Origin of the sequence: Lachnospira eligens (assembly GCF_009680455.1) — a bacterium.
Taxonomy (GTDB): domain Bacteria; phylum Bacillota; class Clostridia; order Lachnospirales; family Lachnospiraceae; genus Lachnospira; species Lachnospira eligens_A.
The window spans coordinates 1-16,921 of record NZ_WKRD01000011.1; the positions used below are offsets into that span (position 1 = coordinate 1).

Sequence of the window (16,921 nt, forward strand, 5' to 3'; positions counted from 1 at the left end):
AATGGTAATATTATCATCAAACTTTTGGAAGAACTATAAATGTCCGAGGTGCCTTTGATTTCGACAAAAAAACAGGCCGAATTGTTACAAAGCTCGGACATTTCAAAAATTTTTTGAGAAATGGCGAAAAAAGCGGGGCAGCACACGCCGCCCCGCCGATCCCATACGGTTATTCCATCGTCCGCATTTGTTCAATCAGGGATTGTTTTTTCTGTCTGCGGACTGTCCATACAGACAAAATCAGCTCCATTCCGAATAATACCAGAATGAACAGGCCCATTTCCAAAACCGGGAATTTGTAAGGCACTACCTTTCCGGCAAAAATGGCAATGCTCATTTTTCTGCAAGCAAAGATGGAAGCCGGAAGCCCAACGATCAGCGTCGCCAATGTTGCAAAGAGCGCATAGCACAGGCCCTCGCAGATGTTCATTTTACATAGCTGTTTTTGTGTTAGACCGATGGAACGCAAAACACTGTTTTCCTGCTTTCTGGACATCTGGTTAGAGAGTGTCGTATTGATAAGATTGATAACACCAAAAAGGAATACCAGCCATGAAAGCACCTCCATACTCCCGAATGCCACCTGATCTTTCGACTTCATATATTCAATCCGTATATTTATTTCATCTAAAGCAAGGTTACTATGGCTGGCAACAATATTTTTTAAGCCAGCTTTTACGATTTCCGCTTTTTTCGGATCGCTTGCAATACTCCACGAATAGTCAAATGAAGTAATTTCCGGGTGTAGTTCACAGAACAAATCCTGTGGTGCAAATGCAACAGCCCCATCAATAAGTAATTTACCATGCCCGGTATATGTGCCTGGGCCAAATAGCCCTGATATAGTAACAGGAACGGATGACTGCCCCTCTCCGAAAGATATTTCGACCGTTGAACCAACTCCCATATCTTCATAAGAATCTACAATCGAGCGTGAAATTACGATACTATGAGAATCTGTTGGCATCGTTCCCTCCGTCAATGCAGCCTCAACCTTAGCATAATTCTGATCGGTCAGCATATCACAGTTTCCAGTGTTCTGATTGATGTCCCCCTTAAAAGTTGTATGAAGCGTTTGTCTGTTTGCAATTACATCTGTGACACCATCAATAGATAAAATTTCCTGCTTTAATTCCTCGTTCAGTGGATTTCCTGCTGCCATAAGTTCTTCTTCTGGCACTTCTGATTGTAGATAAATTTTATAATCGCCATCTGGAAAATAAAGTCTTGCCCGTGCTTCCGGGGAGCGCGTTAATACAATGGAAGATACCACAAGTAGGATAATTCCGCCCAAACTCAATGAGGCTACAATAGCAACGGTCTTTTTTCCGTCACGCTTAAAATTCGCAATTCCCATTGAAACAGGATTGAGCTTGATAGTCTTTTTCCGGCTGCGGATGTCCTTTTGCGCCGGGGTAAAACGGACGGCTTCAATGGGGGAAATCCCTGCCGCAATTTTCACCGGCTTACGGATGGAAACAGATACCATGATCCAACTGCTTATAAGCGTTAAAATAACCGTTGCCACATAGGAAACAGCGTTAAAACCCTTGGAAAACAGGAGGAAACCGCCGCATACGCCCAGCACTGTGCCAATCAGAATCCCGATACTGCCGAGTTTGCGTCCCTCGTTCTTTACAATCCGCTTGATTTGCTTTGGTGTCGCACCAATCGTCCGAAGCTGCCCGTAGCTCTTGATTTTGTCATTGATGGAAATACGGAAGATACTCTGGATCACAATATAGCCGCCGATCAGAACAATGGCAATCACGCTAGCCATCAGTGGTGCAAAATCAAAGGATTTAGAGGCATAAGCAAAATACTTGTTGTTCATTTTGGGTATAGGAAGCTGATATTCCTCCGCAATCTCCCTACAATAAGAGGTCATCAGTTCTTCGTCCAACTGGTCGCTGTTTTTGAAATGGGCATAGGCACGATACCCAGCGGGGTTAAACCCATCCCATTCTTTCAAGGCAGCTTTGGAAAGAATGATAGCGCAGGTATTCGCTTCTTTTTCGTTTACGCTGTCCATAATGCCGGTAACAACATAATTACCATGAAAGCTCTCGGTGTCTAAGGTCACAGTGTCCCCAATTTTGGCATTGTTTCCATAGGTGGAAAGAAAGTATTCGCTTACGACAACTTCATTTGCTTTTTCAGGAACCCGGCCCTCTAACAACTCCATCTGCGCCTTGGTAATCTCCATCATTTGCGCGTCGCAATACACATAGGACGCATGATAGCCTTGTTCTGAAAGTTCCTCACCCAGCATATAGTAGCCGCCTACGCGCTCAAACTCCGGCAGTCCTTTCAGGGTTTCAATGTCGTTTTCCTCTACGCCCATCCAGACCGCCTCATAAGTATCAACAACCTGATTGCGCTGCATTTGTGTCAGGGAAGTAGATACAATTCCCGTAAAGCAGATCAGAAACGCCGCCAGCGCAACAGCGATCACTACCATCAGATTCCGGCGCTTCTCGCTTTGCAAACTTTTCTTTGCCAGCTTCTTTGTAATGGCGCTGGTATCATTTTCAAAAGGCCATGTCATAGCCTGCCACCTCCTTATTCCACAATCTTGCCATCCTCAATGCGGACAATCCGATCTGCAAGACGGGCAATGTCGTTGTTGTGGGTAATCATCACGACAGTTTGCCGGAACTCCGCACTGGTGCGCTTGATAAGCCCCAGCACCTCGGCACTGGTCTTACTGTCAAGGTTGCCGGTCGGCTCGTCGGCCAGCACAATAGCCGGTTTGGTAATCAGGGCGCGGGCAATCGCCACACGCTGTTGCTGTCCGCCGGAAAGATTGTTCGGCATATTTTTCAGTTTATCTTCCAGCCCCAGCAGGTGAACGATCTCGTCCAAAAACTTCTGATCCACCGTGTCCCCGTCCAGCTCCACCGGCAGGACAATGTTCTCATACACATTCAGGATGGGAACAAGGTTATAGTTCTGGAAGATAAAGCCGATGTTGCGGCGGCGGAAGATGGTGAGCTGTTCGTCATTCATTTTCGACAGCTCTTTGTCCCGGACAATCACATTGCCGGAAGTAGGGGTGTCCAGTCCGCCCATCATGTGAAGCAGGGTAGACTTGCCGCTGCCGGAGGTTCCCACAACGGCCACAAACTCGCCGTCATTTACGGAGAAGTTCACGCCGTCAAGGGCGCGGGTGATATTCGGCTCTGTGCCGTAATACTTTTTCAGGTCGATAGTCTGTAAAATGCTCATAAAATTCAATCCTTTCTTTGTTTGTTGTAAATGCGGAACGCTGCTGCGCCGGTGGCCGCCAACTGTACCAGAATCAGCACAGCAAACAGGCCGAAGCTCTCATAGTAGAACAGTTCATCCCAAAACAGGAGAACATCACAGAGAGCAGTCAAGGCAACCGTCCAGCGGATGTGCCGGGCCAGCCATTGCCGGAATACCAGCACAAGGGCAACGGGCTGGACGATCAGCAGCGCCAGATTCAAAATCAAGGTCGGGGTCAGTTCCATTGCGTCGCCTCCTCACTTTTGTTGATAAGGTCATTGTAAAACCCAAATGTCCGCGAAATGTTACAGCGGCCAAAAAATTTCATTGAAAATCGGGGTGAAATGTTACAACACTCGGACATTTCAAAATCAGTCTGCCATTTTGATCCGTTCCACCAACGAATTTCTGCATTGAATTTTTAGACAGATAGCAGAAATTATAATAGGTGTTATTATTAAGCAGACACCGTAAATCAGTAATGGAATAAAAGGAAAAGCATATTGAAAATAAGTTAATCCATTCGCAGACAATATCCGTACTAACAAATACCCTATCAAGGTTCCTACCACAACCGTAATAATCAAGCATGGAATAATCAGTAAGACACTTTCATGCAGCAGCATTTTCTTTAGCTGCTTTTTTGTCATACCGATAGATTCCAATATTCCAAATTCTTTTCTCCTTGTACTGATACGACTAATCAAGGTGTTTGTCAGATTAAAAATGCTAAACATAATGACAAAGGCAGATACTCCATAAACTTGTACGCTGGTATTATGAATCGTATTTGCCGAAGATGCTTTTACCTCTTGTAAGGTTTCCATTACCAAATCAGGGTGTCGGGACAGTATATTATTTAATTTGCTTTCTACTGATTTACCCACTTTTTCATATTCAGGTACGGACAAAGTTAAGGAAGCTGTTAAATCCATATCGCCCCACAACTTTTCTATGGTTTCTTTGGGGAGATAAAAGCCCTCATTCATACTTTTTTCGGAAGTACCGGCAATCAAAATATCTATGCTGTGTTCAGCCCCATCAAACCATCGTAATGTCACTTTTTCTCCTATTGACGGGCAAGCATGATAGACTTCTTTCTGTACACTTGTTCCTAATATAACCATAGCGTCTTGTTTCACCAATGTTTCGTATGTCCAATCAACAGGAAGCGTTTTCAAAATTTCTTCCTGATTATCAGGCGTAATCGGAATAATGGGAATTTCTAATTGTTCATTGTGATACTCAATAATGGCTGCGGTTCTCTCCGTAGCATAAATCTCTTTAACTTCCGGGATTTGTTGCAATTCTTCCATGAGTTCCTGTGAAAAAGGCGTATCAACTTGATACTCCGAAATACCATACGGTTTCGGATTGACTAATGTATTGTGGTTAATCGTAATATAATATTCTCCATCTTCCAAATTCCCCATTCTTGCAAAGGAATCTGGATTCCATGATGATATAAAAGTGGCTCCAACCATAAATAAAATCCCGCCGATTGCAAGCGAGGCAATCGTCAGATTGTGTTTTTTTCGATTCTGCTTTTCGCTCAATACGGCTAAAGAATACGGTGAGAGACGAATATGATTTTTCCTGTTCCGCACTCTACTTTCTTTTAGTTCTGGATTGTTTCCAACATATTTTGTTGCTTCAATAGGGGAAATATTTGAAGCTATTTGTGCGGGCTTGTATACGGAAATTTGTACGATGATAATGCCTAATATTATTGCGAAAATACTTGTGGCTATGGCATTGATAATCGTTATTCCATTCGGCTCTAACAAATATGCAAATATGATACCTACTGTAATACCGGCAGGTATTCCGAACAGGCAGAAACGATACCCCTCTTTACGAATCATCCGCTTAATTTGTTTTTCTGTCATGCCAATAGTTTTGAGCTGTCCAATCTGCGACACTTGATTTGATACCGAAAGGTAGAACACACTGTATATGACAATTCCGCTTGAAAATGCAATAAAAAGAGTAGCTAAAAGAACACCTCCCATTCCTGATCCACTGATAAGTGAGGAACAGAATTTGCTATTAAAATAAAGCTGGTTCCTGCTTATGTCTTGGGATAAAGCCAGACGATATACTGTATTCTCAAAATCAATAAGTCCCATTTCCGTGGCACCATTTACACGAATCAAGGCACTATATGGAATATCAGATAATAACACACCCTGTTCTGCATACGCTGGGGAGACATAAAAGTAAAATGTTCCTGTTTCCACATTATCAGTAAAACCAGTAATGATGAAATCCTCTGTTTTACTCCCTGCCGTTGGTAAAGTGATGGTATCTCCTATATTTAGCTGATACCCCAGTTCTAATTGCACATTTTTATCAATTACAATTTCATTGTACTGTTCTGGACAGGTTCCACTGACTAATTCATAGGATTTTATAATTCCAAAACCAGTCGGCATATAAACCGCTTCAAATTTGATCCCATCCATCAGAAAACTATCACTATGCTTATAGGGTACAATATCTTCAAGATCAGGTTCTTTTTTCAGAACTTCTATCTGTTCTGCTGTAAGCCCCCCGATGGTAGCTTGCTGCATTTGATTCAAAATCTTTTGTTCACTAATTTTGCTGCCTTGTTGGAATAAGGAGATTCCCACAATCAAACTAATTGCCAGCGCAATGGTCAAAACATTAAAAAAGCAAAAAATACGATTTGAAGATACATTGCGTTTTGCTAATTTCTTTACAATGGCGCTGGTATCGTTCTCAAAAGGCCATGTCATAGTTGTATCACCTCCATATTTGATAAGGGTATTGTAAACCCCAAATGTCCGCGAAATGTTACAGCGGCCAAAAAATTTCATTGAAAATCGGGGTGAAATGTTACAACGCTCGGACATTTCAAAAAAATTTACGGCGGGCAGCCGGAAATGGCCGTCCGCCGCGTTCTATTTTGTAGGCAGCATAATGGAAAATTCCGAACCCTTGCCCGGCTCCGAAACCACTTTGATATAGCCGCCCTGCCGCGTTACGATCTCGCGGGCCAGATACAGGCCAATGCCAACGCCCTGCTGTTCGTGTACTTCTTCCTCACGATAAAAGCGCCGGAAGATAGCGGCCTGATTGCTTTCGGAAATGCCCTTGCCGGTGTCGGTTACTTTAATCTCCACATACATTTCCCATAGCACCACCGACACAGCGATTTTTCCGCCCGCCGGGGTGTATTTCACCGCATTGTCCAGCAGGTTAAAGAGGGCTTCGGATGTCCACTTGCTGTCATGGGAAACGGTCAAATCCTCCGGGCAGTCCACGGACACAGCGATTTCCTTTTTCTCCGCTGCATACACGATCCCACTCATGGCCTGCGCCACAGTATCAAAGAGGCGGCCCGGTTTCTTATCCAACTGGATCACGCCTGTTTCCAGACGGGAGGTTTTCACAAGGGCCTGAAAGAGAAAGTCCAGCTTATCCGTCTGGCTGCGGATTCCCCGGATAAAGTCGGTGCGCTCTGCCTCGGCCATAGGCTTTTCCAGCAGGGTGTCCGTCGCCATTTTCAGATTGCTTACCGGCGTTTTCACCTGATGGGAAATATCCGATACAAGGGTCTGTAACTCCTGCCGTTCCTCGTCCACCCGGCGGCGGTTCTCCTGCATGATCTGGTAGAGCCTTGCCAGACGGTGCCCAATTCTGGCAAGCTGGGTTTCGCTGTCCTCTGGGCGCTGGGGCGCTTCATTCCCGGCGATCATGTGGTCTAAGGTCTGGCACAGGTCAGCGGTAAACTGCGACAGCCGCTTTCCAAACGCCTGCGTCAGTACGAAAATCCCCACAAGGGCACACAGCAGCAGCGCCCCGCCTGTCAGCAGCACCGCCGTCTGTTTTGTCACAAAAAACAGGACTATGGTGATCCCGGACATGGAGAGGACAAGCCCTATTGCCACCCGGCCAAACAGCCGCTTTACCGAGAGGTTTTGAACCTTCATTTTGCCTCGCCTCCCGTCCATTGATAGCCCATGCCGTAAACAGTCTTGATGTAGGGTGCGCCGCCGTCGGATTCGATCTTGCTGCGAATCCGGCTGATGGAGGTTGTCAGGGTGTGTTCGTCTACAAACCTCTCGTCTATATCCCACAGCTTTTCCAAAAGCTGCCCACGGGTCAGCACTTGCCGGGGATTTTTACGAAACAGGTTCAGCATTTTGTACTCCATCGGGGATAGGGTCAGGGGCTTGCCGTTTAGGGAAGCCGTCTGCTCCGAGAAGTCCAGAAACAGCCGTCCGTCATCGTAAATGTCCTTAGCCGGTTTGTGGTGTTCCAGCATGGCGAACATGGCTTTGATCTTCCGCTGCAAGGCCCCGATTACAAAGGGCTTTGTGATGTAGTCCACCGCGCCCACCTCATAGCCCCGTATCTGGTCGCTCTCCTGATCGTTGGCGGTCAGGAATATTACGATGGTGTCCGGGTGCTGGGGCTTTATCAGCTTGCACAGTTCAAAACCGTTCCCGTCCGGCAGGTTGATGTCCAGCAGCACTAAATCAAATTCCCGCTGGCGGATGGCTTCGGCTGCGGTTCTGGCATTTAGGGCAGAAGTCACGCCGTAGCCGTCTGCGGTCAGGTTATAGTCTAACATCTTATTCAAAAAACTGTCGTCCTCGACAATTAAAATCTGCTCCATATTCTCACTTCCTTTGCTTTTTGCAGATAGTATAACAGGCAAATGTCCGAGAATTGTTACAAGGACAAATATATTTATCATTTTACAGCTTTTTTATGTGTACTGCAATTTTATAAAAGAAAGGACAGCAGTATCATCAAATTGCTGTCCTTGCGGTTTATTATAGCTGGTAGTGTATAAGCGTGGGTTCATCATATTTGGTGTGGTATCTTTAACTATGGGAAACTCCACGCTCCCATTTGGCATACGCCTGCCTCGATATTCCAATAACCTCTGCGATATCCTCCTGTGTCTTACCTGCAATCGACCTCAGCATTATAAGATTTTCCTGTAGCATAATGTCAGTCCTTTCTGTTGTTATGTATGTATTATAGCCCATGTAAAATGTGGATTCCACCAATTGTAGTTGTCAGAAAAGTGGGAATTGTGGTGGAATTGGTTGCGTGGAGGGGATTGCATTTATCAATCATATTGATCCTGTCAAAAGCGCATAATTTAAAGCCACTATTTTGTTTAATAACATATCCTATCTTCAAGAAAATCAAACATATAATTGTATCGTATTTTATATTCCACTATGTAACTATTAATTCCCTGCTTGCTGGAAGAACATCTTATATCCGCAGTTCATTTACATCCCACTATGTAACTATTAATTCTGCTGCCTTCTGTGCCATATCAAGAAGTTTATCCTCATTTACATCCCACTATGTAACTATTAATTCCGATCCTGTTCGATTTCGTATTTCGCCATTAACTCCATTTACATCCCACTATGTAACTATTAATTCAACTGTTGGGGTAGAGAAAGTAAATACTCTTATGTTATTTACATTCCACTATGTAACTATTAATTCCTCCCCCACACGCGCGAACCTACTGTCCCATTTAAATTTACATCCCACTATGTAACTATTAATTCAATTCCCTGGCAGCTCTATCCTGTAATGACATTATGATTTACATCCCACTATGTAACTATTAATTCAGAGGAGAACCAGGACAAATTATTTACTTCAAAAATATTTACATCCCACTATGTAACTATTAATTCATAGATTCAATACACATAAAAAGATGACCACCAAAATTTACATCCCACTATGTAACTATTAATTCGAATTTCTTTTCGATCAGGTCATTCGCGATAGAAAATTTACATCCCACTATGTAACTATTAATTCCACATTAGCGTCTGCTGCCTGCTGCTCGTTTGCTGTATTTACATCCCACTATGTAACTATTAATTCCTATGCAACTAAAAATGATATTAATAATCTACAAATATTTACATCCCACTATGTAACTATTAATTCCTATTTCGACAGAAAATTAAATAAACCTTTTAATTTATTTACATCCCACTATGTAACTATTAATTCTTGCCGCATACCTAATGCCCCAGCTTTCATATTCATTTACATCCCACTATGTAACTATTAATTCTATATGACAATGACTCTTCACTGTAATCTTTTTCACATTTACATCCCACTATGTAACTATTAATTCCGTTATACCATGAGATTTTATCCTGCTTTGAGATAATTTACATCCCACTATGTAACTATTAATTCCATCGGATGCCGTTTTTCCGTCTGCTTTCTTTGTGATTTACATCCCACTATGTAACTATTAATTCGTATAACAGCTTTTGTTCTCCACCTTTTGTAAGGGTATTTACATCCCACTATGTAACTATTAATTCAAAAACAGCAAACAATCATTGAACAGTCGAAAATCGATTTACATCCCACTATGTAACTATTAATTCGGAAGTTACGTATTAAAGTAAGGAGAGAAAGAAAATTTACATCCCACTATGTAACTATTAATTCCCAAAGTGCAAAAATTGTTTACAATCATAAGCCAGTATTTACATCCCACTATGTAACTATTAATTCCCGTAATTTTATATACATCTTTAAACCTCTAATCTAAAGCTGTTATTTGTCGTTCTAATAAAATCTCACATATATTACTAATGTCATTTTCAATAAATTCAAATTAAACGCATAAATTAAGCCTTTGTCGACCTTGCTTATATTTTACACTATAATAGGTCGACAAGCAATTTCAAATATATCTTTATCATTTTTCACTTATAACTTTTCTTGCTTTTCCCACAATTCACAAAATACATAAGTCGATGTCAAATCAATGCCATTGCTAATTGTAAAAACAGTGATATTTTTACCCTTGAGAATAATTTCATAAGTACCTCTAAAATGTTTTTATATTGTTTAAGGCATTCAAAACTTTGCTATCAGATTCCATATTAAATAAATCTTTTTCATCTCAAAAATATTTTCAATTCCTCAGATTGTCTAATTTGTAAGTCATATTCTTTTAATTTTATCTTTTAAATATATCATTGTTCTGTCTATTTACTACTATATTTTCTCACCAGTTCCCTATCGCTGGCATATATTCACCATCAATTTTCTACTGTGATTACCCATGATGCAACCAGCGTATTCATGATAAAAAGGTCAAAAAAGATTACAAACAGGATTAGAAACAGCAATATACTGTCATGCTGGTTGATCAGTTTGACAGGCTGTCTAGGTATTCCTTAGACCCGGATAATCAGAAGATGTATGCAGCTAGGAAGGAACAATGGGAGCAACAATTATCAGATAGTCAGGAATATAGACCGATAATAAGAGACGATAGTAAGACAATCGAGGTTAGACCAGATACAAAAGTAGATGTAAAAAAGATTAATACATATCAGGAAGATATATATGTATCAGATAATGTTGATATAAAGCCAAGAACATTACACGAGATTTATACCAATACTGTTAAGGCACTTAAAAAATGGGATATTTCAAAAGATAGGATGCCAGAGATAAGAATATTGTCAAAAGATGAATTAAAGGCATATGGAAAGTATGATGCAGTAAATAATGTTGTATATTATATCCCAGAAATTGCTAATAAAGACATTGTGGGACAAAAAGGTGTAACAGAGTATCATGAGATGTGGCATATGAAGCAAGCTGAAAAATTTAGAAGTAAAGGCTGGAATATCACTAAAGAGAACTATAGCGAGTATATTAGAGAATTAAATAAAGAGTGTAAGAAAACAATTGACGCACTTGGTATAAATGAATATAATGTGGGTAAGATAAGTGATTATGCAAAGAAAATGTATTTTGCAAATCGTTATGATGAAGTTGAAGCGGAATATATGACATTAATAAAAAGAAAGGGGTAAGATTATGCCAGTAAAATATCCAGAAGAGATACAGAAACTTATTGATATTTTTGAACCATTTATGGTTGGGTGTCATCTTGAAAATGCCCCTAAAGAAGCAATAGAAGCTGCTGAGAAATTTAAAAAGTGGGCTTGGGAACAGGGACAGTAGATGAGTAGCCACCAGTCGAGAGATTGGTGGTATTTTTATACCCAATTTTAAGAAAGTGAGGATTTAGAAATGAAGAATTATGCAAGAGCAAAATCTTAGGCAGATATGCTTGCAGAAGATTTGTGCATAGTAGAATAATTCAAAGTTGCACCGGTGCAACAGAATAACGATAAAAAATATTTCTCTTGAAATTACACCTATTCGCAGATTTACATTCCACTATGTATCTATTAATTTTAAATACTCCGGATGATTAAGCACGCTGTCCTGCCCATTTACATCCCACTATGTATCTATTAATTCTACACGCTCAAGGCTGCCTTCTGGTATCATGTCGTAATTTACATCCCACTATGTATCTATTAATTCAATGGAATCCCTGTCCTTGACCATCTTGTCAACGAAATTTACATCCCACTATGTATCTATTAATTCGCTAGAGCCGCCCTTATTAGTGCCGTTTGGACTTCATTTACATCCCACTATGTATCTATTAATTCCGGGCTTATATTGTGCTTTTTCGGGGTTGTCTAAAATTTACATCCCACTATGTATCTATTAATTCGTAAAATGACAGTAAATGAAAAGATATTTGAAATAAATTTACATCCCACTATGTATCTATTAATTCTCCGTCCAAGCTGTTGTCTAAAGGTTCAACAATAATATTTACATCCCACTATGTATCTATTAATTCTCATACGGAGTCTCCTGTGCTGCCTTGTCATCTGTATTTACATCCCACTATGTATCTATTAATTCAGACAACAAAAGCCGCATAACAACACCGCTACTGTATTTACATCCCACTATGTATCTATTAATTCCATTTTTCTGCCTGTGCTTGTCCTTTGTTATGTACTATTTACATCCCACTATGTATCTATTAATTCTATTAGCAGTAGCAAAACCTTACGACATGATACCGGAATTTACATCCCACTATGTATCTATTAATTCCCTTGTCTCCCTGCTTTGCAGATACCAAATATCTTTAATTTACATCCCACTATGTATCTATTAATTCCGTCAAGCGTATCTTCTCCGTCGTCAAGAATTACATTTACATCCCACTATGTATCTATTAATTCATCTTTGAAGATAATGACTTTTTGTCCTGGTCTTCATTTACATCCCACTATGTATCTATTAATTCGTACAGATATAAATATACAAAATGAGTTAATAGAAATTTACATCCCACTATGTATCTATTAATTCGTAGCGGAGAAAGAGAAAGAAGCCGCGGAGACATAGATTTACATCCCACTATGTATCTATTAATTCTTCTTTTTCCTGTTTAACTTTTTTAATTTTATTATAATTTACATCCCACTATGTATCTATTAATTCCCGTAATTATTAAAGCCTCTCTGTTTCTCAACTCTGAAGCGTTATTCTGTCTACCCTTTAAATCCGCCAAGAGATTACTAATACTTTATGCCCTTAATATGCCAGAAGCATAGCAATATCGCCATTGTCGACTCTGTGCATATTTTACACTATTTCTGGTCGACAATCAAATTATGAAACTCGTCAAATCATCTTCCTTACCCCAAAATTCTTTATCCAGCCATTTTTCACTCCTGCTTTTGAATAAAATGACTGAATCCAGATTAGTATTAACATGTGGTTTCAACTCACCCCGTAATTTTTCTAATTGAACTGTTGATATTTCTCCTTCAAAGACAGAATTCTGAATATGCGTCAGATACTTTTTGCAGATTTTGAAAATATGTGACCATCTCTTTTGCCCATTTTCATCTTTACTAACATCATATACAAGTACAATATACATATACTACCACCATATTCTAAACCCTTCATATTCTTTCTCACCTATTAAATGCTTTATAAGCTTATATGCTTCTAACCTCATCAGATACTGGTAAGACACCTGTCTTCCCAATTCTTTATGCATTATCGTTTTCTTCATACGATTCTCAAATTCTGAAACAATAAGTTTAGAAGCTTCTTTCTTAAGATGAAGATAGTTAAGTTCTTTTGTAAAGCTGTCTTCTGTTATCTGTCTTCTGTTTAACAACGAAAATATCAATCTGTCTCCAATCAATGGTTTAAATACTTCCGATATATCCAGACATAATGAATATCTTCTTACTCCCGGTTCATGCAGATAACTTATCGTTGGATTCAGTTGTGTATGATATATCTCGCTTAATAAACGCGTATACACTAGGGAATTAACAAATGAAATCAATGAATTAATCATATTGTCTGGCGGATGCATAACACGCTTATCAAACTGTATATCCTGATTAACAATCACATTCCACGCTGCATAATATCTCTTTCTTATATTTCCTTCAATTCCCATCAATTCTTCTATTGTCCTTGCTTTACAAAGAGTTCCACGAAGTGAATCTATATCCCTCATATATTCCGAGACATCTTTTTCTCGGCCATTATAATATCTGAGATTTCTATATATATTATCTGCTGCCGCCTGTATAAATTTTATGGCAATATCCAATCTCTTATCATAATCCACATAATGTTCAACCTGCTTAACCAGCAACTGACCTGCTGGATTTCCATCCTTTGGATAAAAACTTCCTGAATAATAATTATAATAATTAAAGAAATGTATAGGTATTCCATACTGCGATATATAATTAAGAAATGTCGTATTAAACGACATTTCAGACATTACATATATATCTGAAATTCTTTCAATTGGAATATCTCTTTTTTCTCCGTCATAAGCAGTGAACTGTAATGTATTATCCTTGCGTTTTAAATCCCCATTATTATACACATAAAAACTCTGTTTCAATTATCATCACCTTCTTCTGTCTATATAAAACACAAATCATAATATGCACATTTTTTGCATATCTTTTTCTCTTCCAGCTTCGGCGGATACTCCTGATTCTTCACACTAATGATTTCTTTTATAATATCGTCTAGTTTTTTACAGTCCTCATCCGACAATTCTACATCAACATTTTTCTTCAGCAGCGGATAGTCTATCACGCCATGAAGTCCATCCACATTTCTTTTTTTCAGGTAATATAGATAATACTTAACCTGCCATATTCCAGCCTCTTCTATACTCTTGCTCTTCTTTATCTCATGAAGTTCATTTTTTTCATGAATAAAATCAATATTAATAATGCCATCTATTTCAATATGCTTATCATCCCGCTTGTAACTGTTCTCATCCAGCAATTTTCCAAGCTGCACATTTTCATTCTCATCTTCCATATTAATCTGATGACAAAAATACCATAACTTTCTTGAGCACACGAAATAATAATAAATCATCACTCCTGTTATTCTTTCTTCCATAAAATGCTCCTATCGTATGAATATTCAGACAAATATATCTCTTTCATATTCGCCTAAAACTAACCCTGCTCCTGTTAAATCCACAACATTGAAATCGTACATAATACATGATCTATGAATATCACTACCATATATTACATCACGATCTATCCCATCCGGATATTTCTTATAAGCATATAACTGTATAGAAATCACATATGAATCCAGCTTTGTCCTTGCGTCATTCTTCTCTCTTCTATCAGCATCAGAGCTATGCATTATATCAATACACTCGCTTATAACTTCACGATTATCTTCATATACGTCATCAGGAATAATTTTAATACTGTTAATATCCCTGAATTTTTCATCAGCTTCACTTTTACTGTATTCTGCTGGTGTCAGTTCTTTAAACATTGCAAGAAACTTCTCTATATCCCTGTAATAATCCGTATCCTTTATCTCATCTGTACAGTATACTTTATTGATATATTCAGATTTGTCTGATTCTGTCATAACTCTGCCAATATATTTTTCTAAACACTCAACAGAACGAGTGTATATCTCACGATTATATATAGCCCGGCTGACTCCTACTCCATTTGCATTAATGTATATATGTATATTGGCCTTATCCGGAATATACCGACCTTTCCTGTTGCATCTTCCCATTCTCTGCATCAAACTATCAGCCGTACTCATCTCTGTATACAACACATCAAAATCAATATCCAGACTTGCCTCAACTAACTGTGTTGTTACCCATATTCCCGTTTCATTTTCACTATCTGAGAACTTTATAATCTCATTTTCCAGCATTCTCTTATGTTCTTTGGTAAATCGTGCATGCAGAAGATGAACATTATCTGTTTTTTCGGTCAGGCTTTTATATATCTGCTGTGCCTTTTTTACCGTATTGCATATTACAAGAACCTTTTTATCATAGCTATCTTCTACAACCCTATCTATTTCTATATCGCCATCTTTTATATCTATCCAATGTCTTTTAAGATTCGATAATGCAGAAAAATCCCTGTATTCATACTGATTATCAGCCATCAATCCATATTTATGCATAAGACTTCCCAATACCGGTGGAAATGTTGCTGTTATTATGGCAAATTTCCCACCCATATCAGTCACTATCTTTAATCCATATATTATTGCTGCTATTACTGATGGACTATATGCCTGTATCTCATCAATAATTATCTTAGAATATTTCAATGTAGCTGCAAATATTTCTGTTCCCAACGCCTTATACACAAACTTAAACAACTGATCTACTGTACATATAGTAAGCGGCTGAGATAATAATTTTGCTTTCTGATATTTTTCATATCCATCAGAATCTGTTTCGTTTACCTGGTCTTCAAAATAATAATGCATACTGTCTGAATGAAGTATTGCCACGTCCTTATATTCATACCTGTCTCTTATTCTTTCATATATTGCATTCGATGATACTACATATGGCAATGTATAAAATCCCTTTTCACCATTAAGCCATAATAATGATGCCTCTGTTTTTCCCATTCCAGTTGGTGCAACCACAACAAGATTCTTATCACATTTATCTCTCATATACTCCTGAACTGGTCTTAATCCATGCTGTTGAAAAATGTTTTCTATAGATGTTTTAAGATATTTTGTTGTGAAAGCAGAACAATCCTCTGCTTCTGTATAACCAGCACTCACTGTATAATCAAATTTATTCAGCAGACCTTTGATTAGCACAAATTCCTGCCATTCATGCAAATATTCATTCTTATCATAACAGCTCATGATGTATTTGCTTCCCGATATGCTGCCTGTATTTCTGAACAGAAGATATTTATTTATACCCGAAACCTTAGCTTTGATACTTTCATCATTTAAAAAATCCCTTATATATGGGTTATAGTATTTCTTACAGAAATTTAATATTATATCATCACCGTTTTTATCTTCTCTGACATGATGATGATATACTGCTGTATAGAAAGCTTTATAATCATCATTATCTGCTTCTGGTATATGATTCTTAAATTCTTCAGGCGATGTCGTCATTGCACTTAAAAATCCGTGTGGTATCTCCTGAGTCTTTATTACATCCAGCTCTTTATTTATCTTAGATTGAAAAACAATGTTTGCCTTTCCCAGGTCATGCACTCTGCATGCTTCTATTATTATTGCTTTTTCTTTTTCTGTAAAATAATGTCCGAATTTTTCAAAAAAATCCTGTGCACATTTAACTGTATCATCCAGATGCTGTTTTAATGTCACCTGTTCTTCTTTAGAACCCCCATTCGGAACTGACTTTGCAAAATATTCCATCTACCCCTCCATACATTTAAATCCACAATGTAACTATTAATAAAATCTC

13 protein-coding genes and 2 CRISPR repeat arrays are annotated in these 16,921 nt (G+C 38.8%); of the genes, 2 read left to right on the forward strand and 11 right to left on the reverse strand.

The features are described from left to right. Positions 1-169: 169 nt before the first annotated feature. The 7 genes from GKE48_RS12845 to GKE48_RS12875 all read right to left on the reverse strand — a co-directional run bounded on the left by GKE48_RS12845 (position 170) and on the right by GKE48_RS12875 (position 8,231). Positions 170-2,548 (reverse strand): ABC transporter permease, encoded by a 2,379-nt coding sequence (locus GKE48_RS12845; protein WP_154265035.1) that lies wholly within the window; start codon positions 2,546-2,548, stop codon positions 170-172. Positions 2,549-2,562: 14 nt separating this feature from the next. Continuing rightward, complete coding sequence (locus GKE48_RS12850) at positions 2,563-3,228, reverse strand: ABC transporter ATP-binding protein (RefSeq protein WP_071422048.1); 666 nt, start codon at positions 3,226-3,228, stop codon at positions 2,563-2,565. Positions 3,229-3,233: 5 nt separating this feature from the next. Continuing rightward, positions 3,234-3,494: a hypothetical protein gene (locus GKE48_RS12855; protein ID WP_129900489.1), complete on the reverse strand. Its 261-nt coding sequence runs from the start codon at positions 3,492-3,494 to the stop codon at positions 3,234-3,236. Between the two features lie 126 nt (positions 3,495-3,620). Beyond that, entirely contained in the window at positions 3,621-6,008 is a 2,388-nt protein-coding gene (locus tag GKE48_RS12860) for an ABC transporter permease (RefSeq protein WP_035300449.1), read from the reverse strand. 165 nt (positions 6,009-6,173) lie between these two features. Next, on the reverse strand, positions 6,174-7,205 hold the full coding sequence (locus GKE48_RS12865) for a sensor histidine kinase (RefSeq protein WP_129976260.1): 1,032 nt from the start codon (positions 7,203-7,205) through the stop codon (positions 6,174-6,176). Next, positions 7,202-7,894: a response regulator transcription factor gene (locus tag GKE48_RS12870; protein ID WP_035394423.1), complete on the reverse strand. Its 693-nt coding sequence runs from the start codon at positions 7,892-7,894 to the stop codon at positions 7,202-7,204. Before GKE48_RS12870 ends, GKE48_RS12865 begins: the two co-directional genes overlap by 4 nt. Before the next feature lie 211 nt (positions 7,895-8,105). Further along, positions 8,106-8,231, reverse strand: a complete 126-nt coding sequence (locus GKE48_RS12875) for a helix-turn-helix transcriptional regulator (RefSeq protein WP_154301247.1) — start codon at positions 8,229-8,231, stop codon at positions 8,106-8,108. A 226-nt stretch (positions 8,232-8,457) separates the two neighbouring features. After that, a CRISPR array of direct repeats spans positions 8,458-9,798; the repeat unit is 30 nt; unit sequence ATTTACATCCCACTATGTAACTATTAATTC. Positions 9,799-10,430: 632 nt separating this feature from the next. Between GKE48_RS12875 and GKE48_RS12880 the strand changes: the two genes are divergently transcribed. Together GKE48_RS12880 and GKE48_RS14615 are read left to right on the forward strand one after the other, a co-directional pair. Then, a complete protein-coding gene (locus tag GKE48_RS12880; protein WP_154301248.1) occupies positions 10,431-11,117 on the forward strand; it encodes a hypothetical protein in 687 nt (228 codons plus the stop codon). Positions 11,118-11,121: 4 nt separating this feature from the next. Then, the gene (locus GKE48_RS14615; RefSeq protein ID WP_173016945.1) at positions 11,122-11,268 is read left to right on the forward strand and encodes a hypothetical protein; all 147 of its coding nucleotides are present in this window, start codon (positions 11,122-11,124) and stop codon (positions 11,266-11,268) included. A gap of 207 nt (positions 11,269-11,475) precedes the next feature. Further along, positions 11,476-12,621: direct repeats of the CRISPR family, unit length 30 nt; unit sequence ATTTACATCCCACTATGTATCTATTAATTC. Between the two features lie 166 nt (positions 12,622-12,787). Here GKE48_RS14615 and cas2 read toward each other — a convergent pair. From cas2 to cas3, 4 genes are read right to left on the reverse strand one after another with little or no spacing between them, the layout of a single operon-like run. Further along, the gene (gene cas2 / locus GKE48_RS12885) at positions 12,788-13,066 is read right to left on the reverse strand and encodes a CRISPR-associated endonuclease Cas2 (protein WP_055215843.1); all 279 of its coding nucleotides are present in this window, start codon (positions 13,064-13,066) and stop codon (positions 12,788-12,790) included. 3 nt (positions 13,067-13,069) lie between these two features. Beyond that, on the reverse strand, positions 13,070-14,062 hold the full coding sequence (cas1b, locus tag GKE48_RS12890) for a type I-B CRISPR-associated endonuclease Cas1b (protein ID WP_118008700.1): 993 nt from the start codon (positions 14,060-14,062) through the stop codon (positions 13,070-13,072). Positions 14,063-14,082: 20 nt separating this feature from the next. After that, complete coding sequence (cas4, locus tag GKE48_RS12895) at positions 14,083-14,577, reverse strand: CRISPR-associated protein Cas4 (RefSeq protein WP_055215841.1); 495 nt, start codon at positions 14,575-14,577, stop codon at positions 14,083-14,085. Between the two features lie 24 nt (positions 14,578-14,601). After that, positions 14,602-16,872 (reverse strand): CRISPR-associated helicase Cas3', encoded by a 2,271-nt coding sequence (gene cas3, locus GKE48_RS12900; protein WP_154301249.1) that lies wholly within the window; start codon positions 16,870-16,872, stop codon positions 14,602-14,604. Positions 16,873-16,921: the final 49 nt, after the last annotated feature.

Coding starts and splice junctions, on each gene's coding strand:
- GKE48_RS12845 (WP_154265035.1), bottom strand. CDS start 2,548: ATGACATGGCCTTTTGAAAATGATACCAGCGCCATTACAAAGAAGCTG.
- GKE48_RS12850 (WP_071422048.1), bottom strand. CDS start 3,228: ATGAGCATTTTACAGACTATCGACCTGAAAAAGTATTACGGCACAGAG.
- GKE48_RS12855 (WP_129900489.1), bottom strand. CDS start 3,494: ATGGAACTGACCCCGACCTTGATTTTGAATCTGGCGCTGCTGATCGTC.
- GKE48_RS12860 (WP_035300449.1), bottom strand. CDS start 6,008: ATGACATGGCCTTTTGAGAACGATACCAGCGCCATTGTAAAGAAATTA.
- GKE48_RS12865 (WP_129976260.1), bottom strand. CDS start 7,205: ATGAAGGTTCAAAACCTCTCGGTAAAGCGGCTGTTTGGCCGGGTGGCA.
- GKE48_RS12870 (WP_035394423.1), bottom strand. CDS start 7,894: ATGGAGCAGATTTTAATTGTCGAGGACGACAGTTTTTTGAATAAGATG.
- GKE48_RS12875 (WP_154301247.1), bottom strand. CDS start 8,231: ATGCTACAGGAAAATCTTATAATGCTGAGGTCGATTGCAGGTAAGACA.
- GKE48_RS12880 (WP_154301248.1), top strand. CDS start 10,431: ATGCTGGTTGATCAGTTTGACAGGCTGTCTAGGTATTCCTTAGACCCG.
- GKE48_RS14615 (WP_173016945.1), top strand. CDS start 11,122: ATGCCAGTAAAATATCCAGAAGAGATACAGAAACTTATTGATATTTTT.
- cas2 (WP_055215843.1), bottom strand. CDS start 13,066: ATGTATATTGTACTTGTATATGATGTTAGTAAAGATGAAAATGGGCAA.
- cas4 (WP_055215841.1), bottom strand. CDS start 14,577: ATGGAAGAAAGAATAACAGGAGTGATGATTTATTATTATTTCGTGTGC.
- cas3 (WP_154301249.1), bottom strand. CDS start 16,872: ATGGAATATTTTGCAAAGTCAGTTCCGAATGGGGGTTCTAAAGAAGAA.